This is a genomic window from Paraburkholderia sp. BR10923, assembly GCF_040948765.1.
GTDB classification, from domain to species: Bacteria; Pseudomonadota; Gammaproteobacteria; order Burkholderiales; family Burkholderiaceae; genus Paraburkholderia; species Paraburkholderia youngii.
Genome location: NZ_JBFPKO010000003.1, coordinates 182460 through 205590 on the forward strand (window position 1 = coordinate 182460; position 23131 = coordinate 205590).

A 23131-nucleotide genomic window follows, 5' to 3' on the forward strand; every position below is an offset into this window, starting at 1 on the left:
TTATTATAGCGACTTCCTTTGAATGTCACAGAGTGTCCACGAGTGCGGTATCACGCCAATTTTTCCGCTCCCCGCAATCCCGCCCCTAGCAGCGCCGCGCGCCCGGAGGCTGCATGCTGAGCAGCTACGGCGCGAAGCTCGCGGTCGGGCTGCTCAAACTCTTTGCCTTATTGCCGTATGGATTCGTCGCCCGTCTCGGCGACGGGCTCGGCTGGCTGCTTTATCAAATCCCGAGCCGTCGCAAGCGCATCGTTCATACGAATCTGAAGCTGTGCTTCCCCGACTGGAGCGACGAGCGCCGCGAGGACGTCGCGCAGAAGCACTTCCGTCACGCGATCCGCAGCTATCTCGAGCGCAGCGTGCAGTGGTTCGGCTCGGCGAAGAAGCTCGAAAAGCTGATCCAGCTCGACAGCCCAATCGATCTGACCGACCCGAACCTGCCGCCGACGCTCTTTCTCGGCTTTCATTTTGTCGGCATCGAGGCCGGTTCGATTTTTCTGAACTACTCATTGAAGCGCCAGTGCGGCTCGCTGTATCAGCCGATGTCGAATCAGGAGCTCGAGGCAGTCGCGAAAGCGGCGCGTGCGCGTTTCGGCGCGGACATGGCAAGCCGCGCGGACAGCGCGCGCGTCGTACTGCGCTGGCTGCGCGAACGCAAACCGGTGATGCTCGGCGCGGACATGGACTACGGCGCGCGCAATTCGACGTTCGTGCCGTTCTTCGGCGTGCCGACCTGCACGCTGACCGCGGTCGGCCGTCTTGCGAAGGTCGGACACGCGCAGGTCGTACCGTTCATCGGCGAAGTGCTGCCGAACTACAAGGGCTACCGGCTCAAGGTCTTCAAGCCTTGGGACAACTATCCGACCGGCGATGATGACGCCGATGCGCGACGCATGAACGAATTTCTCGAAGAGCAGATTCCGCTGATGCCCGAGCAGTATTACTGGGTGCACAAGCGGTTCAAGACGCGGCCGCCGGGAGTGCCGGGGGTGTATTGAAGAGTGGCGCTGGACCCGGCTCCCGGCAGTCGGAGCACGTCGATGAGTGCACGTGAGGCGGCATCCAGGCCCCTTGCCCGCCATACCGTTTCCGATGGGCCAACGTGTATCATCTGCTATTGGCCCAGCACGGCTCGAAAGGGTGATTCACCCAACAGCCGGCAAGGCCCGGATTTTCGGCTCCGCCCGCACGCGCGAAGCCCTACGCAGCAACGGATACACGAAAAACGTGAAGCTCAAATTCACCAAAATGCACGGCGCGGGTAACGACTTCGTCGTGCTCGACGGCTATACCCAACCGCTTGAACTGACCACGGCGCAGGTGCGCGCGCTCGCGAATCGCCATTTCGGCGTCGGTGCCGACCAGTTGCTGCTGGTCGAAAAGCCGACCGTCGAAGGCGTCGATTTCAGATATCGCATCTTCAATTGCGACGGCGGCGAGGTCGAACATTGCGGCAACGGCGCGCGCTGCTTCGTCAAGTTCGTGCGCGAGCGCGGTCTCACCGACCAGCGCAGCGTGCGCGTGCAAGTCCAGAAAGGCACGATCACGCTGACGATGCAGGACAACGGCGAGGTGATCGTCGACATGGGCACTCCCGTGTTCGATCCCGAACTCGTGCCGTTCGCGACCAAAGGTCTGCAAGGCCGCCGCGAAGGCGCGGACACGCTCTGGCCGCTCGACGTGAACGGCACGACGCGCTGGATGTCGGTGGTGTCGATGGGCAACCCGCACGCGGTGCAGGTCGTCGACGATGCCGAGGCGTTCCCGGTGCTCGTCGAAGGTCCGGCCATCGAGCGGCACACGCGCTTCCCGCAGCGGGTCAATGCGGGCTTCATGCAAATCGTCAATCGCAACGAGATCAGGCTGCGCGTCTACGAACGCGGCGCGGGCGAAACGCTCGCGTGCGGCACCGGCGCGTGCGCGGCGGCCGCGGCCGGTATCCGGCGCGGGCTGCTGGATTCGCCGGTGCTCGTGCACACGCACGGCGGCGATCTGACGATCACGTGGGACATCGCGCAACCAGGCGCGCCGCTGCTGATGGCCGGCCCCGCGGCCACCGTCTTCGAAGGGGAGATCGAGTTGGCAGAAGAGGCGTCGAGCGCATCGCCCGACTCGTCGCAGCGCAATCCGTCCAGCCCGGCCGCCGTGGCGCCCTCCGTCTAACTCATTGACCTACGCGCCGCCGCGAGGCGGCCATCTCGTCGTCCTCTAGCCGAAACTATGAACGATCGCGAAGTCGCCGAATACCTGCTCGCCAATCCCGAATTCTTCGTCGAACACGCGGAAACGCTCGCGACCATCCGGCTCGCGAACCCGCACGGCAAAGCCGCGGTGTCGCTGCAGGAGCGGCAAATGGAGATGCTGCGCGACAAGAACAAGCATCTCGAACGGCGTCTGGCCGAACTGCTGCGCTACGGTCACGAGAACGACAGCATCGCGGCGAAGTTCAACCGCTGGACCATCCGCGTGATGGCTGAGCGCGATCCGTACGCGCTGCCGCGCACGATCGCCGGCGGTCTGCTCGATATCTTCGACGTGCCGCAAGCGGCACTGCGCGTGTGGGACGTCGCCGAGCCGTATGCGCAAGCCGACTTCGCGCGCCACGTCAGCGAGGAAGTGCGGATTTTCGCGGGCAGCCTGAGCACGCCGTACTGCGGCGCGAACACCGGCTTCGAGGCCGCGCAATGGCTCCCGCAGGCGGCGAGCGCGTCCAACGGCGCGGCCAACCCGCCGGCAAGCGCGACCGACGACCCCAGCGCCCCAACGAGCGAAACGGCGCAGACCACCGAATCGATCGCGCTGCTTGCGCTGCGCGACCCCGAAGGTGCCGAAGACGCGCCGACGTTCGGCCTGCTCGTGATGGGCTCGTCCGACCCGCGACGCTTCCACGAAGGCATGGCCACCGATTTCCTCACGCAGATCGGCGCGCTCGCGAGCGCCGCGCTGAGCCGGCTGCTGCCGCGCTGAGCCACGCAACGTCACCGCCCACCGTGACCGCCGCCGACCCGATCGCCGCCTATCTGTCGCATCTCGAGCACGAGCGGCGGCTGTCGGAGCATACGCTGCGCGGCTATACGCATGAGCTCGCGGAACTGAAGCTGCTCGCCAAAGGCAGACAGCTCGAAAGTCTCACCGCCGTCGACATCCGCGGCGCCGTCGCGCGCGCGCATGCGGGCGGCCTCACCGCGCGGTCGATCGGCCATCGGCTGTCGGCGTGGCGCGCGTTTTATCGCTGGCTTGCGGGCCAAATCGAGCTGCCGGCCAATCCGGTCGCCGCGGTGCGCGCGCCGAAGCAGGCGAAAACGCTGCCGAAGGCGCTTTCCGTCGACGATACCGCGCGCCTGATGGACAGCGCGCCCGCCGACTCCCCCGAAGGCCTGCGCGATCACGCGATGCTCGAGCTGTTTTACTCGTCGGGCCTGCGCCTCGCCGAACTGGTCGGCCTCGACGTGCGTTTCGCCGACATCGACGGTTATCGCTCGGCCGGCTGGCTGAAGCTCGATTCCGGCGAAGTCGAAGTGCTCGGCAAAGGCAACCGGCGCCGCGTCGTGCCGGTGGGCAGCAAGGCGGTCGCGGCGCTGAACGCATGGCTCGCGGTGCGCGAACGGATGGTCCGCCACGATCCGCATCCGCTCTTCCTGTCGGCGCGCGGCAACCGGCTGTCGCCGAACGTCGTGCGCGAGCGCGTGAAGCGCGCGGCGCTCGCGGCCGGCATTCCTGCCAACGTGCATCCGCACGTGCTGCGCCATTCGTTCGCGACGCACGTGCTGCAGTCGAGCGGCGATCTGCGCGCCGTGCAGGAGTTGCTCGGACACGCGAGCATCACCGCGACGCAGGTCTACACGGGCCTCGATTTCCAGCACCTCGCCCACGTCTACGACAGCGCGCATCCTCGCGCAAAGAAACGCAACTGATCACGCGACTGCCGCCGCGCGCCACGACGCGCCGCCATCGCTAGTACCTGACCGACACCTGATGAATACCGTTACGCTCAAACCGTCGAAAGAAAAATCGCTGCTGCGCCGCCATCCGTGGGTGTATGCCAATGCGATCGAACATGTCGACGGCCGCCCCGCGCCCGGCGCGACCGTGCTCGTGCGCGCGCACGATGGCCGCTTCCTCGCGCGCGCCGCCTACAGCCCGCACTCGCAGATCCGCGCACGCGTGTGGAGCTTCGACGAAGCCGAGCCGATCGATCACGCGTTCTTCAAGCGCCGCGTGCAGCGCGCGTTCGCGCATCGTCAGGCGATGGTCCGCGACACCGGCGCCGTGCGACTGATCTTCGGCGAGGCGGACGGTCTGCCGGGCCTGATCGTCGATTACTACGTCGCCGAGGACGCGGGTCAGCGCAGCCAGATCGTCTGTCAGTTCATGGCGGCCGGCGTCGAGGCGTGGAAGGACGCGATCGTCGCGGCGCTGATCGGCGCGACCGGCTGCCCGAACGTCTACGAGCGCTCGGACGTGTCGATCCGTCAGAAGGAAGGGCTCGAACAGGTCACCGGCGTGCTCGCGGGTGAGCCGCCTTCGGAGCAGCTGATCTCAAGCGAAAACGGCGTGCGCTATCACGTCGACGTGCGCAACGGCCACAAGACCGGCTTCTATGTCGATCAGCGCGATAACCGCCTGCTCGTGCAGCAGTTCGCGAAAGATCGCGACGTGCTGAACTGCTTCTGCTACACCGGCGGCTTTTCGCTCGCGGCGCTCAAGGGTGGCGCGAAGCGCGTGGTGTCGGTCGATTCGTCGGGTGAAGCGCTCGCGCTCGCGCAGCAGAACGTCGCAGCCAACGGCTTCGACGCCGATCGCGCGAGCTGGCTCGACGCCGACGCGTTCAAGACACTGCGGCGCCTCTACGACGAGGGCGAGCGCTTCGACCTGATCGTGCTCGATCCGCCGAAGTTCGCGCCATCGCGCGAGCACGTGGACCGCGCGTCGCGCGCGTACAAGGACATCAATCTGACGGGCCTGAAGCTGCTGCGTCCGGGCGGTTTGCTGTTCACCTACTCGTGCTCGGGCGCGATCGATCCCGAACTGTTCCAGAAGATCGTGTCCGGCGCCGCCGCCGACGCCCGCGTCGACGCACGCATCCTGAAGCGGCTCGGCGCGGGCGTCGATCATCCGCTGCTCACAGCATTCCCCGAAGGGGAGTATCTGAAGGGCCTGCTGTTGCAAATCGCCTGATCGCCCATATTTCGTGGGCAATTGCGCGTGCCGGCGGCGGCAGCGGCCAGCCTCCGCGTAGCCGGCCATCAGGCGGCCGCAAGGCGGCCGCCCCTGCGCCCGCCAGGCAAATATGTTTCAATAACCGGCTGGACAGGGCCGCGCCATCTGGCTGCGGCGGCCGGCCTCACGCTTCTGGCTAGCCTTTGCGCTAGCGTTCGATCACGCACCGTTTCACGACTTACAGGCGACCCACATGATCCCAGTCACCATCCTGACCGGCTTTCTCGGCAGCGGTAAAACCACCCTGCTCAAGCGCATCCTGAACGAAAAGCACGGCATGAAGATCGCCGTCATCGAGAACGAGTTCGGCGAAGAGAACATCGACAACGAGATCCTCGTGCAGGACACGAGCGAGCAGATCATCCAGATGAGCAACGGCTGCATCTGCTGCACGATTCGCGGCGACCTGTCGCGCGTGCTCAACGATCTGGCCGCGAAGAAGCAGGCGGGCGAAGTGGACTTCGACCGTGTCGTGATCGAAACCACCGGCCTCGCAAATCCCGGCCCGGTCGCGCAAACCTTCTTCATGGACGATCAGATCGCGAGCGAATTCCTGCTCGACGCGATCATCACGCTGGTCGATGCGAAGCACGCGGACCGTCAGCTCGACGAGCACGAAGTGGTGCAGCGCCAAGTCGGTTTTGCCGACCGCCTGTTCATCACCAAGGCCGATCTCGTCGGTGAGCGGCAGGTGGGCGATCTGCGTCACCGTCTGCTGCACATGAACCCGAAGGCGGCGATCAGGGTCGTCAATTTCGGCGAAGCGGACATCAAGGAAATTTTCGATCTGCGGGGCTTCAACCTCAACTCGAAGCTCGAAATCGACCCGGACTTCCTCGCCGAAGACGAACACGCGCACAGCCACGCGCATGCGCACGACGAACACGGCCACACGCACGGCGACCATGACCACGATCACGCGAACTGCGATCACGACCATGGCCATTGCGATCACGAAGGCCACGATCATGGGCATCACCACCATGCGCATCACGACGACAAGATCAAGTCGTTCGTGTACCGCAGCGATCGTCCGTTCGATCCGAACAAGCTCGAGGACTTCCTCGGCGGCATCCTGCAGATCTACGGCGAGCACCTGCTGCGCTACAAGGGCGTGCTGTACATGAAGGGCGTCGATCGCAAGGTCGTGTTCCAGGGCGTGCATCAAATGATGGGCAGCGACCTCGCCGCGAAATGGCAACCGGCCGAGAAGAAGACCAACAAGATGGTGTTCATCGGCATCGAACTGCCGCGCGACCTGATCACCGACGGTCTCGACGCCTGCCTCGCCTAAGCGGGCGCAGCGCCGTCACACCAGCAAACCCCGTAGAAGGCCCACGACACGCCCCGCATAGCGCGGCATGCGTCGTGCTACTTCTATTGCGCCGAGACGCCCGACGCCGACTGCGCGGGCGTGAATCCTCTGCAGAAACTGCGATGCCGTGGCACGGAGACCGTGCGATTGCCGGCTATATGAAAACCGCGTGAAAACCCTGCTGCATTAAAGCGTGCACGACCATCGCTTTTTGGCTTTGTGCGCGTTATATTTTCGGGATATCGCTGCACCGCAGGCGGAATTTCGGCAGTTGCGGTGCCGGATTGTGATTCAGTTACAATACGTGCCCACTGGAGAATGACAACGAATTGCCCGGTCGCGCGTATCCCGCGACGGGCCTGAAACGGCGCCGGAAAATCTTGTCCGGAGACACGCCGAAAACGCCGGCGGGCACGGCCTGAAAGGGCACGCGCTTGTCGGCGAGCGATGCCTCAGGAGCATGTGTGAATCGGTTTCCAGAGGAGTTCGGCCCCGCAGCGGCGTAGCTAGCAGCGCCCGGTGTGCGTGGGCGCCAGGCGCTTCGGCGTCACGACAGCCGAACGTTCGTGACCACCCTGCGCCGCGCGTCCACGCGACGCGTTTGCGGGCAATACGAAAGTGCGGGCACTATGAGTTTTGCCTCACATTGAAGAAGTAAGCCAGATGACGACGAAACGACTCTTGACCGAAGCCGAAATCCTGAAGATGAGCGACAAGGATTACATGAATGAGGATCAGCTCGCCTTCTTCAAGAACAGGCTCGAACAGTTGCAGGCGGACATTCTCCGCAATGCTGGCCAGACGACCGAGAACCTGCGTGAAACGGTCATCGTGCCGGACCCGGCCGATCGCGCCACGATCGAGGAAGAGCATGCGCTCGAACTGCGCACGCGCGACCGCGAACGCAAGCTGCTGAAGAAGGTGCAGCAATCGATCGCGCGCATCGAGGCGGGCGACTACGGCTGGTGCGAAGAAACCGGCGAGCCGATCGGCATTCCGCGTCTGCTCGCACGGCCTACAGCCACGCTGTCGCTCGAAGCACAAGAGCGCCGCGAACTGCGCCAGAAACTGTTCGGCGACTGATTAGCCGAGGCGCGGCTTCGGCCTGGCGCCCTGAAAACGCTGCTTCGTCGAGAGGCGCACGGTGAACCGTGCGCCTTTTCTTTTTGCGCGACCTCCGCGCAAGCTCCGCCATCCCTCCCGTCCCGCCTCGCGTTCCCGCCTCGTTTCTCAGGCTTCCTGAGCGGATTTTCAGTTTTTCTCCCTAGGCCTTCCGGCGGATCTTGATATGACCGCGCCCGCCCTAAAATAGATCGGACATGCGCTCACGAGCGCGCCAGCCGGCGCGCCGTCCGCTGACTGGATTCATGCGGCAGCGCGCAGTGCTGCCGCGTCCTACCCGTTTTGCAAAGAGGAACGCATATGGAGCAATTTCACGGCACGACGATCGTTTCCGTGCGCCGCGGCAACAAGGTGGCGCTCGGCGGCGACGGCCAGGTGACGCTCGGCAACATCGTCATGAAAGGCGGCGCGAAGAAGGTCCGGCGCATCTATAACGGCAAGGTGCTGGTCGGCTTCGCCGGGGGCACGGCGGATGCCTTCTCGCTGCTCGACCGCTTCGAGGCGAAGCTCGAAAAACATCAGGGCAATCTGACGCGCGCGGCCGTGGAGCTCGCGAAAGACTGGCGCACCGATCGCATGCTGCGTCGTCTCGAAGCGATGCTGATCACCGCGGACGCGACGACCACGCTCGTCATCACCGGCAACGGCGACGTGCTCGACCCCGAAGGCGGCATCTGCGCGATCGGCTCGGGCGGTGCGTATGCGCAGGCGGCCGCGAAGGCGCTCTCCGACAACACCGAGCTATCGCCGCGCGACATCGTGGAGAAATCGCTGGAAATCGCCGGCGACATGTGCATCTACACGAACCATAACCGCGTCATTGAGACGATCGAGTAAGGACCCATCGATGAGCACCATGACCCCCGCCGAGATCGTCTCCGAGCTCGACAAACACATCATCGGCCAAGGCCGCGCGAAGAAAGCCGTGGCCGTCGCGCTGCGCAACCGCTGGCGCCGTCAGCAGGTCGACGAACCGCTGCGCCAGGAAATCACCCCGAAGAACATCCTGATGATCGGACCGACCGGCGTCGGCAAGACGGAAATCGCGCGGCGTCTCGCGAAGCTCGCGGACGCGCCGTTCATCAAGATCGAAGCGACCAAGTTCACCGAAGTCGGCTACGTGGGCCGCGACGTCGACAGCATCGTGCGCGACCTGATCGAGATTTCGGTCAAGCAGACCCGCGAAACCGAAATGCGCAAAGTGCGGACCAAAGCGGGCGATCTGGCCGAAGACCGCATTCTCGACATCCTGCTGCCGACCGCACGGCCGGTCGGTTTCGGTTCGAGCACGAGTTCGACCGATACCGCCGATGAAGGCAGCACGACGCGTCAGACGTTCCGCAAGCGCTTGCGCGAAGGCCAGCTCGACGACAAGGAAATCGAGCTCGACGTCGAGCAGCCGCAGGTCGGCATGGACATCATGGGGCCGCCGGGCATGGAAGACATGACCGAGCAGATCCGCTCGATGTTCGCCAACATCGGCGGCGGCAAGAAGACGCGCCGCAAGATGAAGGTGAAGGAAGCGCTGAAGGTGCTCACCGACGAAGAAGCCGGCAAGATGCTGAACGACGAAGAGGTGAAAGCCAAGGCGGTGCAGAACGTCGAACAGAACGGCATCGTGTTTCTAGACGAAATCGACAAGATCGCATCGCGCAACGAAGCCGGCGGCGGTGAAGTGTCCCGTCAGGGCGTGCAGCGCGATCTGCTGCCGCTCGTCGAAGGCACGACGATCAACACCAAGTACGGCATGGTGAAGACCGATCACATCCTGTTCATCGCGAGCGGCGCGTTTCATCTTGCGAAGCCGAGCGATCTGATCCCGGAACTGCAGGGGCGCTTTCCGATTCGCGTCGAACTCGACTCGCTGTCGGTCAACGACTTCGAATCGATCCTCGTGTCGACGGATGCGAGCCTCGTCAAGCAATACCAGGCGCTGCTCGCGACCGAAGACGTGCACCTCGAATTCGCCGACGACGGCATCCGCCGTCTTGCCGAGATCGCGTACTCCGTCAACGAGAAGACTGAGAACATCGGCGCGCGGCGTCTTTATACGGTCATCGAAAAGCTGCTCGAGGAAGTGTCGTTCTCGGCCGGCAATCATTCCGGCCGGACAGTGCAGATCGACGCGGCGTATGTCGATCGCGCGTTGAACGAAGTCGCGGAAGACGAGGATCTGTCGCGCTACGTGCTGTGATATGCGCGGTGACAGCGCCAAGCGCTGATGCATACGCTGATGCATACGCTGATGCATAAAAAGCGGGCTGCCTTCGCATTGGCAGCCCGTTTTGCTTTGTGCCGCCCGATCGCGGCCTACTGCCTCACCGGCCGCTTCGCCAGCTTGCGCTGCAACGTGCGCCGATGCATGTTCAACGCGCGCGCGGTCGCCGAGATATTGCCGTTGTGTTCGGCGAGCACCCGCTGGATATGTTCCCATTCGAGCCGCGCCACCGACAGCGGCTGCGGATGCTCGATCGCCTCCTCGGCCTGCAACGCGCTCGCCTCGCTTTGCAGCGCCGACAGGATCGTCTCGACGTTGGCGGGCTTCGCGAGATAGTTGTCGGCGCCGTCCTTGACCGCCTGCACCGCGGTGGCGATGCTCGCGTAGCCGGTCAGCACCAGCATGCGCGCATCGGGCTGCAGATCGCGTAACGGCGCGACGAGCGTCAGGCCGGAGTCGTTGCCCAGATGCAGGTCCACGGTGATCTCGCTGAACTTCTGCTGATTCGCGAGCCGGATCGCCTCGTCCGCGTTGTGCGCTTCGCTCACCGTGTAGCCGCGCCGCGTCAAGCCGCGCGCCAGGATGCCGGAGAACACTTCGTCGTCGTCGATCACCAGAAAATTCTTTTCGCTCATGCCTGTTTCTCCGTGTTGGATGGCGCGGCGCCTTGCGGGCTCGCTCCGGAAATCTTGCGCGCGCCGAGCGGCAGTCGCAGCACCGCACGCGTGCCGCGCGGCCGCCCGCCGTTGGCGTCGGTCAGGTCGATCGATCCCTTCAGACGCGCCGCCGCCGAAAACGCCAGATACAAGCCGACGCCGTGACCGCCCTGCGTGCTCTCCACCGGCATCGTGCCGAGCGAGCCGCGCAGCGCGACCGGAATGCCAGGACCGTGGTCGCACACTTCGAATACGATCTGGTCGCCGCGTGGCGCGAGCGTGCAAGACAGCGTCACGTGATCGCGGCTCGCGCGCGCGGCGTTGTCGAGCAGGATCGTCAGTATCTGGCTGACGGCCACCGTGTCGTTGAGACTGACATCGGCGGGCGGCGTGCCGAGCCGCTCGAACTTTACGTGCGGATGGCGCAGGCGCCATTGGTCGGCAAACGATTCGAGCCATTCGTCGACCGGCTCACGGTTCGTCGTGGTCGTCGCGCGGCTGCGCAAGCGCGCGAGTGCCGACGTGCACAGCGTCATCTGCTGCTCGAGCAGTTCGAGATCGGCGCGGTAGGGAGCGAGTCCCGCGTCGGTGCGCGCCGCGTCGCGCAATTCTTCTGACAACATCGCGATTGTAGACAGAGGGGTACCGATTTCGTGAGCCACGGTGGCCGCCTGCACGCCGAGCGCGACCGCCCGTTCGTCCTGAAGCAAGCGCTGCTGCGCTTCTCCAAGCGCTGCGTCACGAAGCCGCAGTGCCCGCGACATGCGCGCGACGAACCACGCGATCAGCCCTACGCTGACCATGAAATTGACCCACATGCCCGAGCGGTAGTAGTCGAACAGGTTGGCGGGATTCTCGAGATTGAGCGGCACCGAATCGAAACTGAGCATCGCGTAGCAGGCGACCGCGAACGCCGCGAGCCAGGCCATCAGATACCACGGCAGCACGGCCGCCGCGATTGCAAGCGATGGCAGGTATAGCGATACAAACGGGTTGGTGGTGCCGCCGGACAGGAACAGCAGCGCCGACAACGCGCCGAGATCGACCCAGATCTGCCCGAAAAGCTCGATGTTGGACTCGGGTCGCTGCTGCGACACGCGAAACCATGTGAGCGCATTGAACAGCACTTCGAGCCCGATCACGAGCAGCATCGCGGGCAACGGCAGATTGGCGCCGATGAAGATCTGCACGAACGCGATCGTCAGCAGCTGACCAATGATCGCGAGGCTGCGCAGCCAGAACAGATGACCGAGATTGACGCGGCCGGTGTTGGTTATACGTTGCATGACCCTAGTCTACCCGTTCGGACCCGCATGGCTGACCAGGCGGCCGAGTGCCGGTAACATGACTGTCTTCGAAATAGCATCGCGCGTCGCCAGGCTGCATTGACGACTGCTCCGCGCCATCCGTTCATGGTACCCACCGCGATTCGCGAAGCCGACGCTTCGTCCGCATTCCTGACCTTGCTGCGCGATGCCGCCGCGGCCCGAGCCAGCGGCGCCACGGCGGACGAAGCCCGTTCCCTGGACACCGCGGCCAAACTGCATCCGCTCGACGGCGCCTCGCTCGACGCGCTGATCGCCGCGTGGCTCGCGCAGAAGCGCCATGCGGAGGCGATCGAACTCGCCGCCATTATTGCCGAACTCGATGCGGGGAGCGCCGTCGCGCACTTCCGCGCCGGCTACGCGCTGCAGATGGCCGGCCGGCATGCCGACGCGATCCCTCCGTATCGTCGTGCGCTGGCGCTCGACCCCGCGCTGCCGCAGCTACGCAACAATCTCGCGAGCGCGCTGACGCTTACCGACGGAGATCTGAGCGAACGGCGCGCGCTGCTCGAAGCCGCGATTCGCGATGCCCCCGACGATGGCAACGCATGGATCAACCTCGCCAACGCGTATCGCCAGGTTCTGGACTTGCCCCACGCGCTCGAAGCCGGTGCCCAGGCCGTGCAGCGCGCGCCTGGCAGTCCGCTGGCTTACAACAACTATGCGCTGACGTTACGTGAAGCGCAACGCTGGGACGACGCCGAACAGGCCGCCACGACGGCCTGCGAGCTCGCCCCGCAGAGCCCGACGATGCGCTCGAACCTCGGCATGCTGCAACTCCTGCGCGGCCGATACGCCGAAGGGTGGGCATCGCACGAGGCGCGCTGGGACGGCTCCAGGGAGCTCGGCGGCAGCCGTCCCGTGATGCCGGCGCCGATCTGGCGCGGCGAGCCGCTCGCCGGCAAGACGCTGCTCGTATGGGGCGAACAGGGGATGGGCGACGTGCTGCAGTTCAGCCGCTATATCCCGATGCTGGCCGAGCGTGTGCATCGCGACGGCGGCCGCGTGGTGTGGAATTCGTTTCCGCAGATGGGCGCGCTGCTCGCGCGCAGCCTCGGCGCTCATGTCGACGGTTTCTCGTCCGGCGGCGGCGTCGAATCGCTGCCGCCGATGGACTATGAAATTCCGCTGCTGAGCTTGCCGCTGATCTTCGATACCCGCGAAGAGACCATTCCAGCCGCGCCCTACCTGTTCGCCGATGTGGCCGCGCTTGCGGCGTGGCGCGGACGCGTTGCCGACGGGCGCCGCCTGAAGGTCGGCCTCGCCTGGACGGGTAGCCGCGGGCATCAGCGCAACCCGTTTCGCAGCGTCGGCTGGCAGCGCTATGCCGCGCATTTCGCCGGCATCGACGACGTCACCTTCTACTCGCTGCAGCCGGGCGCGGCCGCGGAGGTCGCCGCCGCCCGCGCGGCCGGCCTGCGCATCATCGATCACACCGCGAGCCTCGCCACCTTCGACGACACCGCCGCCTTCGTCGGCGCGCTCGACCTCGTGATCACCGTATGCACATCGGTCGCGCATCTGAGCGGCGCGCTCGGCCAGCGCACGTGGGTGCTGCTCGACGTCAATCCGCATTGGGTCTGGTTGCTGGAGCGCGGCGACAGCCCGTGGTATCCGAGCGCCACGTTGTATCGGCAGCCGCGGTTCGGCGAGTGGGAGCCGGCGCTGCAAGCAGTGGCGCGCGATCTGCGAGCGCTGGTGGCGCAGCATCGCGGTGCATAGGCGGGTTCAGATCGGCCGTTGGCAAATGCAGCGTTTACGGCCGTTCAATGCCACTTGCCTCGCGTGTCGCCTGGGCAATCTCCGCGGCGAGACATTCCGGGCACAAGCAGCGGCCCCCCGGCTTCAGCCGCTCTGCCGGCAGCGGTGGCAAAGCACGGCACCAGCACGGAGATGATGTCTCGCCCTGCATGCCGCAGTCGAAGGCATTGCCGCAGCGCGGACAGCGCGCGCTGCTCCCGGAACGGGTAGAAGACGGTTTCATTGCGGATGGGCGCGAAAGGCCGGGGGCATCGGTCAGATCATGATGCCATGACTGATACGCCTGGGTGCAGCCGTCCGTTCGGCCAATGCACGGCCGTCACGCAAGTGCGTTACGCTTGCTGTTTGCCCGCCCCCGTGGCCGTCATGGTGCAATCCGCCAAGCCTGCACCGACCGTCGCTCGCGCCGCTGCCGAAAACCCTGTTGCAGCGCGCCAGTCCTGTACAATTCGCGCTGTTTTAACTGTTCCGTGCCCGAGCCTGCCGCCATGTCCGAGCTTCCCGACCTCTCGCAGATTGCGCCCACCCTGAAAGCCGAAATTCTGGCCGAGGCGCTGCCTTACATCCGCCAGTATCACGGCAAGACCGTGGTCATCAAATACGGCGGCAACGCCATGACCGAAGAGCGTCTGAAGCAGGGTTTCGCGCGCGACGTGATTCTGCTGAAGCTGGTTGGCATCAACCCGGTCATCGTGCACGGCGGTGGTCCGCAAATCGACCAGGCGCTTAAGAAAATCGGTAAACAGGGCACGTTCATCCAGGGCATGCGCGTCACCGACGAAGAGACGATGGAAGTCGTCGAATGGGTGCTCGGCGGCGAGGTGCAGCAGGACATCGTGATGCTGATCAACCACTTCGGCGGCCACGCGGTCGGCCTGACCGGCAAGGACGGCGGCCTGATCCATGCGCGCAAGATGCTGATGCCGGATCGAGAAAAGCCGGGCCAGTACGTCGACATCGGCCAGGTCGGCGAAGTGGAAGCGATCAACCCGGCGGTCGTGAAGGCACTGCAGGACGACGCGTTCATTCCGGTAATCTCGCCGATCGGCTTCGGCGAAGACGGTCTGTCGTACAACATCAACGCGGACCTCGTCGCGGGCAAACTGGCGGTCGTGCTGAACGCCGAAAAGCTCGTGATGATGACCAACATCCCCGGCGTGATGGACAAGGAAGGCAATCTGCTGACCGACCTGTCGGCGCGCGAAATCGACGGCCTGTTCGAAGACGGCACGATCTCCGGCGGCATGCTGCCGAAAATCTCGTCCGCGCTCGATGCGGCGAAGAGCGGCGTGCGCTCGGTGCACATCATCGACGGCCGCATCGAACACTCGGTGCTGTTGGAAATCCTGACCGAACAGCCATTCGGCACGATGATCCGCTCGCATTGAGCGTTGCGGCATCCCCGGCACAGGGGTTGCGCCTGAGCGGCGCGACGCCTGTGCCGCACCTCGCGGCCGGCAGCCTATGCGCGCCCCCGAGCGTCGATGCGGCAATCTCTCCGCATCCGCATCCGCAGCATGAAACGCCCGTCAGCGGCTGAAGACCTCCACCATGCGCACCCCCACTTCGCGGCGCCGCCGTCCTGACATCGCGAGCGGCAAGCCAGTCTGGCTGTTCGATCTCGATAACACGCTGCATCGCGCGTCGCATGCCATTTTTCCCGCGATCAATCGCGGCATGACCCAGTACATCATCGACGCGCTGCAAGTCGACATCGACGAAGCCAACCGTCTGCGCACCGGCTACACGCTGCGCTACGGCGCGGCACTGCTCGGGCTCACGCGCCACCATCCGCTCGACGCGCACGACTTCCTGAAGGTCGTGCACACGTTCCCCGACCTCGGCTCGATGATCCGCCACGAGCGCGGCGTCGCGCGGCTGGTCGCGGCACTGCCGGGCCGCAAGATCGTGCTGACCAATGCGCCCGAATGCTACGCGCGCGCGGTGCTCGCCGAGTTGCGCATCGAGCGGCTGTTCGAGCGCGTGATCGCGATCGAGCACATGCGCGATCGCCGCCAATGGCGCGCGAAGCCCGATCACGCAATGCTGCGCCGCGCGATGCGCGACGCGCACGTGTCGCTGAAAGACGCGATCCTCGTCGAGGACACGCGCTCGCACCTGAAGAACTATCGGCGGCTCGGCATCCGCACCGTGTGGATCACCGGGCACCTGCCGCGCAAGCCGCACGCGGACGGCGTACCGATGCGACTGCCGGGCACCGGCCGGCCGCATTATGTCGACCGCAGCATTCGTTCGCTAAAATCGCTACGACTGGGCACGCGCGCGGTTCGATGGAAGGGACGCAAGCCGGGACAGTAGGGACGAAAGCCGCCAACGACATCAGCCGGGGGACGACAGCCATGCAGCCGATCGACAAGCCTGACGAAGCCTCAGCGGCATCCTCCGCCGCGACACGCGCAACGCGTCCGAAGCCGGGCGAGCGTCGCGTGCACATCCTGCAGACGCTCGCCAGCATGCTAGAGGCGCCGAAAAGCGAAAAGGTCACCACGGCCGCGCTCGCCGCCCGGCTCGGTGTGTCGGAAGCCGCGCTGTATCGTCATTTCGCCAGCAAGGCGCAGATGTTCGAAGGGCTGATTGAGTTCATCGAGCAGACGCTGTTCGGCCTCATCAACCAGATCACCGGTCACGAAAGCAACGGCGTGCTGCAGGCGCGCTCGATCGCGCTGATGCTGCTCAACTTCCCCGCGAAAAATCCCGGCATGACGCGGGTGCTGACCTGCGAGGCGCTGGTCGGCGAGCACGAACGGCTGACCGAGCGCGTGAACCAGATGCTCGAGCGGGTCGAGGCATCGCTGAAGCAGTGCTTGCGGCTCGCGCAGACCGAAGCGCTTGCCCGTGCTGATAACCACGCCACGGACACCGCCGACCCGCAGACCGCGCCGCAATCCACCGCACTGCCCGCCGGCTACGATCCCGCGATTCGCGCGAGCCTGCTGGTGAGCTACGTGATCGGCCGCTGGCATCGCTATGTGCGCAGCGGTTTCGCGCGGCCGCCCGCCGAACACGCGGACGAGCAACTGCTGCTGATTCTTCAGTAGTCCGCGAGGACTCGCTCCCTTCGCGCGGCACCGTCCGCGCCGCTGCCGCGTGGAATTTTCCGCTATACTTTGCGCCTGACGCCGCCGCGGTCCCACGATGCATAACAGACCGCGCCCAGGCATCCCGAACACGTTGCACCCGGTTTCACCCCCTTTCACGCGCCGATTTGCTGACTCGATTGCGGGCGCGCGAACCTTGGGCTTCAGGCCCGCGGTTCACTATAAATGCGGCTAAAGAGGTCGTCAGCTGCGCACACCGCCCTTCTCCTCGTGCTTCGCCGACGCCGTTTAGCCGCCCTGTTGACTCAATGGCGGAATGAATGGACTCCATCGGCATCGTCGCTCCCCAAAAAATGCATTTCACCGAGCCGCTGCGATTGCGCAACGGCAGCTCGCTCGCGGGCTACGACCTGATGGTCGAGACCTACGGCACGCTCAATGCCGCGCGCAGCAATGCGGTGCTCGTGTGTCACGCGCTGAACGCATCGCATCACGTGGCGGGCGTGTACGCCGACAATCCGAAGGACATCGGCTGGTGGGACAACATGGTCGGCCCGGGCAAGCCGCTCGATACCGACAAATTTTTCGTGATCGGCGTGAACAACCTCGGCTCGTGCTTCGGCTCGACCGGGCCGATGAGCATCGACCCGGCCACCAGTAAGCCGTATGGCGCGACGTTTCCGGTCGTCACCGTCGAAGACTGGGTCAACGCCCAGGCGCGCGTCGCCGACGCGTTCGGCATCACGCGCTTCGCCGCCGTGATGGGCGGCAGCCTCGGCGGCATGCAGGCGCTCGCGTGGAGCATGATGTATCCGGAGCGAATCGCGCATTGCATCGTGATCGCATCGACGCCGAAGCTGTCCGCGCAGAACATCGCGTTCAACGAGGTCGCGCGCTCCGCGATTCTGTCGGACCCCGACTTCCACGGCGGCAACTACTACGCGCACGGCGTGAAGCCGAAGCGCGGCCTGCGCGTCGCGCGCATGATCGGCCACATCACGTATCTGTCGGACGACGACATGGCCGAGAAATTCGGCCGCTCGCTGCGCCGCGCGGAAGGCGCGCTCGATGACTACAACTTCAGCTTCGACGTCGAGTTCGAAGTGGAATCGTATCTGCGCTATCAGGGCGACAAGTTCGCCGACTACTTCGACGCCAACACCTACCTGCTGATCACGCGCGCGCTCGACTACTTCGATCCGGCCAAGGCCTTCGACGGCGATCTGACCGCCGCGCTCGCGCACACCACCGCGAAGTATCTGATCGCGAGCTTCTCGACCGACTGGCGTTTCGCGCCGGCTCGCTCGCGCGAACTGGTGAAGGCGCTGCTCGATCACAAGCGCACGGTCACCTACGCGGAGATCGACGCGCCGCACGGCCACGACGCCTTCCTGCTCGACGACGCGCGTTATCACAACCTGCTGCGCGCCTACTACGAACGCATTGCAAACGAGGTCAACGCATGAACCAGCGAGCACTTGATTACCTGGCATCGCGCCCGGACTTCCGCGCGATCGCCCGCTGGGTCGAACCGCGCGCGACCGTGCTCGATCTCGGCTGCGGCGACGGCTCGCTGCTGTCGCTGCTGAACGAGGAACTGGAGGTGCAGGGCTACGGCATCGAGATCAACGACGCCGGCGTGCTCGCCGCGACGCAGAACGGCGTCAACGTGATCCAGCAGAATCTCGAAGACGGCCTGCGCCTGTTCGAAGACGGCAGCTTCGATTTCGCGGTGCTATCGCAGACGCTGCAGACCATTCATCAGACCGCTGCGATCCTGCGCGAGACGGTGCGGGTCGGCAAGCAATGCATCGTGTCGTTTCCGAATTTCGGCTATTGGGCGCATCGGCTGTCGGTGCTGCAAGGGCGCATGCCGGTGTCGAAGTCGCTGCCTTATCAGTGGCACAACACGCCGAACGTGCGCGTGCTGACGATCAAGGACTTCGAAGCGCTCGCGCCCGAAGTCGGCATCGAAATTCTCGATCGTGTCGTGCTGCACGACGGACAGGTGGTGCGGTGGGGCGTGAACTGGCGTGGTAGTCTTGCGGTCTATCGCGTCAAGAAAAGCTAACCTCAGTTATCCACATGTCGAACCCGCCGCACGAGGCGCCCGCACTTACCGCTCACGAAGAACATCCCGGCTGGCGCGCGTTTTTGAATACGCGCATGCTGATTTGCGTCTTTCTCGGCTTCACGTCGGGATTGCCGCTGTTTACGCTCGTCTACCTCGTGCAGGCGTGGCTGCGCTCGGAAGGCGTCAATCTGAAGGAAATCGGCCTGTTCGCGCTGATCCAGTTTCCGTACACCTGGAAATTCGTCTGGGCGCCGCTGATGGACCGCTACGTGCCGCGCGTGCCCGGCTGGCGGCCCGGCCGACGGCGCGGCTGGATGCTCGTCACACAATTGCTCGTGGCCGGCGCGATGGCGACACTCGGTTTCGTGTCGCCGCGCGAAGCGATCTGGAGCGTCGCCGCGCTGACCGCGCTGGTCGCGTTCTTCGGCGCGAGTTCCGACATCGTGATCGACGCGTACCGGCGTGAATTGCTCAGCGACACGCAGCAGGGCCTCGGCAACGCGGTGCACGTGAACGCGTACAAGATAGCGGCGCTCGTGCCCGGTTCGCTCGCGTTGATTTTGTCCGATCATCTGCCGTGGAGCACCGTGTTCATCGTGACGGCTGCGTTCATGCTGCCTGGCGTTCTGATGACGCTGGTCGTGCGCGAGCCCGAGGTGCATGGCCAGCCGCCGAAGAATCTGCGCGAGGCGATCGTCGAGCCGTTCAGGGAATTCATTCAGCGCGACGGCTGGCGCGGTGCCCTCTTCGTGCTCGGCTTCATCTTTCTCTACAAGCTCGGCGATACGATGGCGACCACGCTGTCCACATCGTTCTTCCTCGACATCGGCTTTTCGCGCACGCAGATCGGCGTGATCGCGAAGACCACGGCATTCGGCGCGAGTCTCGCGGGCGGCATCATCGGCGGCATCTGGCTGATGAGGATCGGCATCGGCCGTGGCTTGTGGATCTTCGGTTTGCTGCAGATGGTGTCGACGCTCGGCTTCGCGTGGCTCGCGCATCTCGGCCCGGATTCACCCGGACTTGCCGCGATTTACAACATCGCCGTCGCGCTGAGCCAGGGCACGACGAAGCTGCTGTCGTTGGTCGGCATCGACTGGAGCGTGCAGCTCGATCCGCGCTCGGTCGCGCTCGCGCTCGTGTACGGCTTCGAGACCTTCGCCACCGGTCTGACGATGGCCGCGTTCACCGCATACATCGCGAGCACCACCGATCCGCGCTACACCGCGACGCAGTTCGCATTGTTCACGAGCCTCGCGTCGGTGCCGCGCACGCTCGCGTCGGCGGCGAGCGGCTTTGTGGTCGCGCGGATCGGCTGGTTCGACTATTTCATCCTCTGTACCGCGCTCGCGGTGCCGGGCATGCTGCTGCTGGTGCGCATCGCGCCGTGGAGGGACCGGTCGTGAAGGTACCGTTTCCGACCCGCGCGCGCCGCACCGCACTCAGCGCCGCAGGCGTGCTCGGCTGCGCGAGCGTCGCGCTGGCGATGCCGATGGGCGCCTATGCGGCCGGCACACCAGCGACTGGCGCCAGCCCGGTGAGCGGCGCGCAAGCGCCCGCGCCGGCTGCCGCCGCCGCGACCACGAGCGGTGCGACAGCCAACCCGGCCCCGACGCCTGCGGCCAAGTCCGCGCCAAGCGGCGCCAGCGCCGAAAACGCGACCTCGGCTGCGGCCGGCAACAACAGCGGCGCCGGCGGCGCCAACCTTGGGGCGAATAACAGCACCGGCGCCAACGCCAACGCCAACGCCGGTGCCGCGGGCGCGTCCGGCGCTAGCGGCAACGCTTCGAGCGCTGGCGCGCCGGCCCCCGCGGCCGTCCCGCCGCCCTACTACGTGAGCCCCCAACTGCGCTATGGCGGCTACATGGTGTTCCGCAACCTGATCCCGTCGTCGATGCTCGAGGCGCAGGCCGCCGAGGAGTTCAGCCAGATCGTCTACGGCGCCAGCCACGCGAACCGCCTGTACGGCGACACGGACGCGCGCGTGACGCGCGTGCGCTCGATCATTGACCGGATGATTCCGTACTCGCTGAAATGGAACGAGCGAGCCAAGGGCTGGAAGTGGGAAGTCGCGGTGGTGCGCTCGAACGACATCCGCATGTACTGCCTGCCGGGCGGCAAGATCGTCGTCTACAGCGGGATACTCGATCGCGTGCGCCTGAACGACAACGAGGTCGGCATGCTGATCGGCCACGAAATCGCGCACGCGTTGCGCGAGCACGCGCGCATGCGGCTCGGTCAGTTGCAGGCGAGCCAGCTCGATTCGTCCGGCACGATCCCGCAACTGTTCGGACTCGCCGACCTGGGCATGGCGCCGTTAGGCATCGGTTCGCGTCTGCTTGAAATGAAGTACGAGAGCACCGACGAAACCGAAGCCGACGTGATCGGCAGCGATATCGCGTCGCGCGCCGGCTTCGATCCGCGCGCGGCGGTCACGCTGTGGGACAAGCTCGCGCAAGCGACGCGCGGCAATCGCGAGCAGGGCTTCATCTACGTGCACCCGTACACACCGGCGCGCCGCGACGACATCGTCAAGCGGCTGCCGGACATGCTGTCGCTGTATGCGAAGGCAATCGGCAGGAGCGTCGACGAGTTGCCCGATTACGCGGGCATCGGCCGGCCGACCCGCAAGACGGCGCGCGACTGACACCCCGCTTCTACCGACTGCTGGCGGGCCACGGCGCTCCACGCGCCGCGGCTGGTGGGCTTACTTGTTGACCTTGTGGTCGTAGTCGACGGTCAGCGGCGCATGGTCGCTGAACTTGATGTCGCGGAACACGTCGGTGCGCTTCGCCTTGCTTGCGATGCCCGGCGTCGCGATCTGGTAATCGATCCGCCACCCGACGTTCTTCGTATACGCCTGACCGCGATTGCTCCACCACGTGTACTGCTCGGGCCGCTGGTCGAGCGTGCGGAACACGTCCACATAGCCGACTTCGTCGAACAGTTTGTCGAGCCACGCGCGCTCTTCGGGCAGGCAGCCCGAATTCTTCTGGTTGCTCTTCCAGTTCTTGATGTCGATTTCCTTGTGCACGATGTTCACGTCGCCGCATACGATCACCTCGCGTTCCTTCGCCAGCTCGGCGAGATGCGGCATGAACTCGTCCATGAAACGGAATTTGGCCTGCTGGCGCTCGTCTCCGCTCGACCCCGACGGCACATACACCGAGACCACCGACAGCTTGCCGAAACGCAGCTCGACATAGCGCCCTTCCGGGTCGAACTCCTCGCTGCCGAAGCCGATCACCACTTCGTCCGGCTCATGACGCGTATAGACGCCCGCGCCGCTGTACCCCTTCTTCACCGCGTGCTGAAAATAGCCGGTGAAATCGTGCGGCGCCATGAACTCCGGCGTCATATCGTCCTGCGAGCATTTGATTTCCTGCACGCACAGCACGTCGGCGCCCTGTTCGCCGAACCATTCGAAAAAGCCCTTCTTCGCCGCCGAGCGGATGCCATTGAGGTTGGCGGTAATCACACGCAACATGTCGTTCCTCTTTTGTTCGATTCGTTTCTGAAGCCAAAGGGCGAGGCCGCGTTCACTCGACCTTGACGCCCTTCAGCGCTTCCTTGGCTGGCGGATATTCGAGCTTCAGCGCATTGAGCGTGCGCAGAAGCAATTGGGCGACCATCACGTTGCGATGCGTCTTCGAGTCGGCCGGAATCACGTACCACGGCGCGTATTCGGTCGACGTCGCGGCCAGCGCGTCGCGATACGCGGACTGATATGCGTCCCACTGCTTGCGCGCTTCGAGATCCGACACGTCGAATTTCCAGTGCTTCAGCGGATCGTCGATGCGCTCCTGCAAACGCACTCGCTGCTCGTCCTTCGAAATATGCAGCATGCACTTGACGATCGTCGCGCCGCTGTGGGCGAGCAACTGCTCGAACTGACGGATGTGGCAGCAGCGCTGCTGGAACTCGTCCGCGTCGAGTTCGCCCTGCACGGTCGGCACGAGCAGGTCTTCGTAGTGACTGCGATTGAAGATCGTCAGCTCGCCGGCCGCGGGTGCCTGCGAATGCACGCGCCACAGGAAGTCGTGCGCGAGTTCGACGGGCGTCGGCGCCTTGAACGGCACGATGCGCAAGCCGAGCGGGTCGACTTCGTGAAATACCGCGCGGATCGTGCCGTCCTTGCCGCTCGTGTCCATGCCTTGCAGCACCAGCAGAACGCGACGCTTGCGCTGCGCGTGCAGCCGCTCCTGCAGGTTGTCGAGCAGCAGGCCCACTTCCGACAGACGCGCGCGGTCCGCGTCTTTCGAGCCGCTCGAAAACGGCTTCGCCTTCGGATCGTAATGGTCGAGCGAGAAGTGGTTCTTCTTCTTGCCGTCGTCGAAGTACGGCACGCGGAAATCGTCGAGATCGGGATGATTTGTCATGC

The 23131-nt window shown here is 65.0% G+C and carries 22 protein-coding genes; 17 read left to right on the forward strand and 5 right to left on the reverse strand.

All coding sequences use genetic code 11. The annotated features are described in order from the left end of the window. Positions 1 to 113: 113 nt before the first annotated feature. The 9 genes from AB3X94_RS06785 to hslU all read left to right on the forward strand — a co-directional run bounded on the left by AB3X94_RS06785 (position 114) and on the right by hslU (position 9851). Entirely contained in the window at positions 114 to 998 is an 885-nt protein-coding gene (locus AB3X94_RS06785; RefSeq protein ID WP_368611114.1) for a lipid A biosynthesis lauroyl acyltransferase, read from the forward strand. A 229-nt stretch (positions 999 to 1227) separates the two neighbouring features. Next, entirely contained in the window at positions 1228 to 2163 is a 936-nt protein-coding gene (gene dapF / locus AB3X94_RS06790; RefSeq protein ID WP_368611115.1) for a diaminopimelate epimerase, read from the forward strand. Positions 2164 to 2220: 57 nt separating this feature from the next. Beyond that, positions 2221 to 2967, forward strand: a complete 747-nt coding sequence (locus AB3X94_RS06795) for a DUF484 family protein (RefSeq protein ID WP_176109807.1) — start codon at positions 2221 to 2223, stop codon at positions 2965 to 2967. A 23-nt stretch (positions 2968 to 2990) separates the two neighbouring features. Further along, the gene (gene xerC / locus AB3X94_RS06800) at positions 2991 to 3914 is read left to right on the forward strand and encodes a tyrosine recombinase XerC (protein WP_176109808.1); all 924 of its coding nucleotides are present in this window, start codon (positions 2991 to 2993) and stop codon (positions 3912 to 3914) included. A 61-nt stretch (positions 3915 to 3975) separates the two neighbouring features. Continuing rightward, positions 3976 to 5178 (forward strand): class I SAM-dependent rRNA methyltransferase, encoded by a 1203-nt coding sequence (locus tag AB3X94_RS06805; protein WP_184226142.1) that lies wholly within the window; start codon positions 3976 to 3978, stop codon positions 5176 to 5178. Positions 5179 to 5413: 235 nt separating this feature from the next. Next, entirely contained in the window at positions 5414 to 6514 is a 1101-nt protein-coding gene (locus AB3X94_RS06810) for a GTP-binding protein (protein ID WP_368611116.1), read from the forward strand. Positions 6515 to 7198: 684 nt separating this feature from the next. Next, positions 7199 to 7618: an RNA polymerase-binding protein DksA gene (gene dksA, locus AB3X94_RS06815; RefSeq protein ID WP_008923580.1), complete on the forward strand. Its 420-nt coding sequence runs from the start codon at positions 7199 to 7201 to the stop codon at positions 7616 to 7618. 339 nt (positions 7619 to 7957) lie between these two features. After that, on the forward strand, positions 7958 to 8494 hold the full coding sequence (gene hslV, locus AB3X94_RS06820; protein WP_176109811.1) for an ATP-dependent protease subunit HslV: 537 nt from the start codon (positions 7958 to 7960) through the stop codon (positions 8492 to 8494). 10 nt (positions 8495 to 8504) lie between these two features. Then, positions 8505 to 9851: an ATP-dependent protease ATPase subunit HslU gene (gene hslU, locus AB3X94_RS06825; protein WP_176109812.1), complete on the forward strand. Its 1347-nt coding sequence runs from the start codon at positions 8505 to 8507 to the stop codon at positions 9849 to 9851. Between the two features lie 116 nt (positions 9852 to 9967). Here the strand turns inward: hslU and AB3X94_RS06830 are convergent, their stop codons facing one another. Both AB3X94_RS06830 and AB3X94_RS06835 read right to left on the reverse strand, forming a co-directional pair. Further along, positions 9968 to 10510, reverse strand: coding sequence for a response regulator transcription factor (locus tag AB3X94_RS06830; protein ID WP_013088076.1), 543 nt, complete (start codon positions 10508 to 10510; stop codon positions 9968 to 9970). Then, on the reverse strand, positions 10507 to 11817 hold the full coding sequence (locus AB3X94_RS06835) for an ATP-binding protein (RefSeq protein WP_368611117.1): 1311 nt from the start codon (positions 11815 to 11817) through the stop codon (positions 10507 to 10509). The genes AB3X94_RS06830 and AB3X94_RS06835 overlap by 4 nt, the downstream gene beginning before the upstream one ends. 126 nt (positions 11818 to 11943) lie before the next feature. Between AB3X94_RS06835 and AB3X94_RS06840 the strand changes: the two genes are divergently transcribed. Further along, positions 11944 to 13578, forward strand: a complete 1635-nt coding sequence (locus tag AB3X94_RS06840; protein WP_368611271.1) for a tetratricopeptide repeat protein — start codon at positions 11944 to 11946, stop codon at positions 13576 to 13578. 34 nt (positions 13579 to 13612) lie between these two features. Here the strand turns inward: AB3X94_RS06840 and AB3X94_RS06845 are convergent, their stop codons facing one another. Continuing rightward, a complete protein-coding gene (locus tag AB3X94_RS06845) occupies positions 13613 to 13840 on the reverse strand; it encodes a cysteine-rich CWC family protein (RefSeq protein WP_368611118.1) in 228 nt (75 codons plus the stop codon). Positions 13841 to 14105: 265 nt separating this feature from the next. Between AB3X94_RS06845 and argB the strand changes: the two genes are divergently transcribed. The 7 genes from argB to AB3X94_RS06880 all read left to right on the forward strand — a co-directional run bounded on the left by argB (position 14106) and on the right by AB3X94_RS06880 (position 21397). Continuing rightward, the gene (gene argB / locus AB3X94_RS06850; protein ID WP_013088074.1) at positions 14106 to 15005 is read left to right on the forward strand and encodes an acetylglutamate kinase; all 900 of its coding nucleotides are present in this window, start codon (positions 14106 to 14108) and stop codon (positions 15003 to 15005) included. A gap of 163 nt (positions 15006 to 15168) precedes the next feature. Continuing rightward, on the forward strand, positions 15169 to 15936 hold the full coding sequence (locus AB3X94_RS06855; protein WP_368611119.1) for an HAD-IA family hydrolase: 768 nt from the start codon (positions 15169 to 15171) through the stop codon (positions 15934 to 15936). Between the two features lie 41 nt (positions 15937 to 15977). Next, complete coding sequence (gene slmA / locus AB3X94_RS06860) at positions 15978 to 16676, forward strand: nucleoid occlusion factor SlmA (protein WP_176109817.1); 699 nt, start codon at positions 15978 to 15980, stop codon at positions 16674 to 16676. 320 nt (positions 16677 to 16996) lie between these two features. Further along, complete coding sequence (locus AB3X94_RS06865) at positions 16997 to 18142, forward strand: homoserine O-acetyltransferase (RefSeq protein ID WP_176109818.1); 1146 nt, start codon at positions 16997 to 16999, stop codon at positions 18140 to 18142. Continuing rightward, complete coding sequence (gene metW / locus AB3X94_RS06870; protein ID WP_013088070.1) at positions 18139 to 18747, forward strand: methionine biosynthesis protein MetW; 609 nt, start codon at positions 18139 to 18141, stop codon at positions 18745 to 18747. Before AB3X94_RS06865 ends, metW begins: the two co-directional genes overlap by 4 nt. 14 nt (positions 18748 to 18761) lie before the next feature. Then, positions 18762 to 20156 carry an AmpG family muropeptide MFS transporter gene (locus AB3X94_RS06875; protein WP_176109819.1) on the forward strand — a complete coding sequence of 465 codons (1395 nt, stop codon included), beginning with the start codon at positions 18762 to 18764 and terminating at the stop codon, positions 20154 to 20156. After that, positions 20153 to 21397 (forward strand): M48 family metallopeptidase, encoded by a 1245-nt coding sequence (locus AB3X94_RS06880; RefSeq protein WP_368611120.1) that lies wholly within the window; start codon positions 20153 to 20155, stop codon positions 21395 to 21397. The genes AB3X94_RS06875 and AB3X94_RS06880 overlap by 4 nt, the downstream gene beginning before the upstream one ends. A 60-nt stretch (positions 21398 to 21457) precedes the next feature. Here AB3X94_RS06880 and AB3X94_RS06885 read toward each other — a convergent pair whose 3' ends face one another. Both AB3X94_RS06885 and AB3X94_RS06890 read right to left on the reverse strand, forming a co-directional pair. Continuing rightward, the gene (locus AB3X94_RS06885; protein WP_368611121.1) at positions 21458 to 22237 is read right to left on the reverse strand and encodes an exodeoxyribonuclease III; all 780 of its coding nucleotides are present in this window, start codon (positions 22235 to 22237) and stop codon (positions 21458 to 21460) included. Between the two features lie 52 nt (positions 22238 to 22289). After that, entirely contained in the window at positions 22290 to 23129 is an 840-nt protein-coding gene (locus tag AB3X94_RS06890) for a PPK2 family polyphosphate kinase (RefSeq protein WP_176109822.1), read from the reverse strand. Between the last annotated feature and the right edge of the window lie 2 nt (positions 23130 to 23131).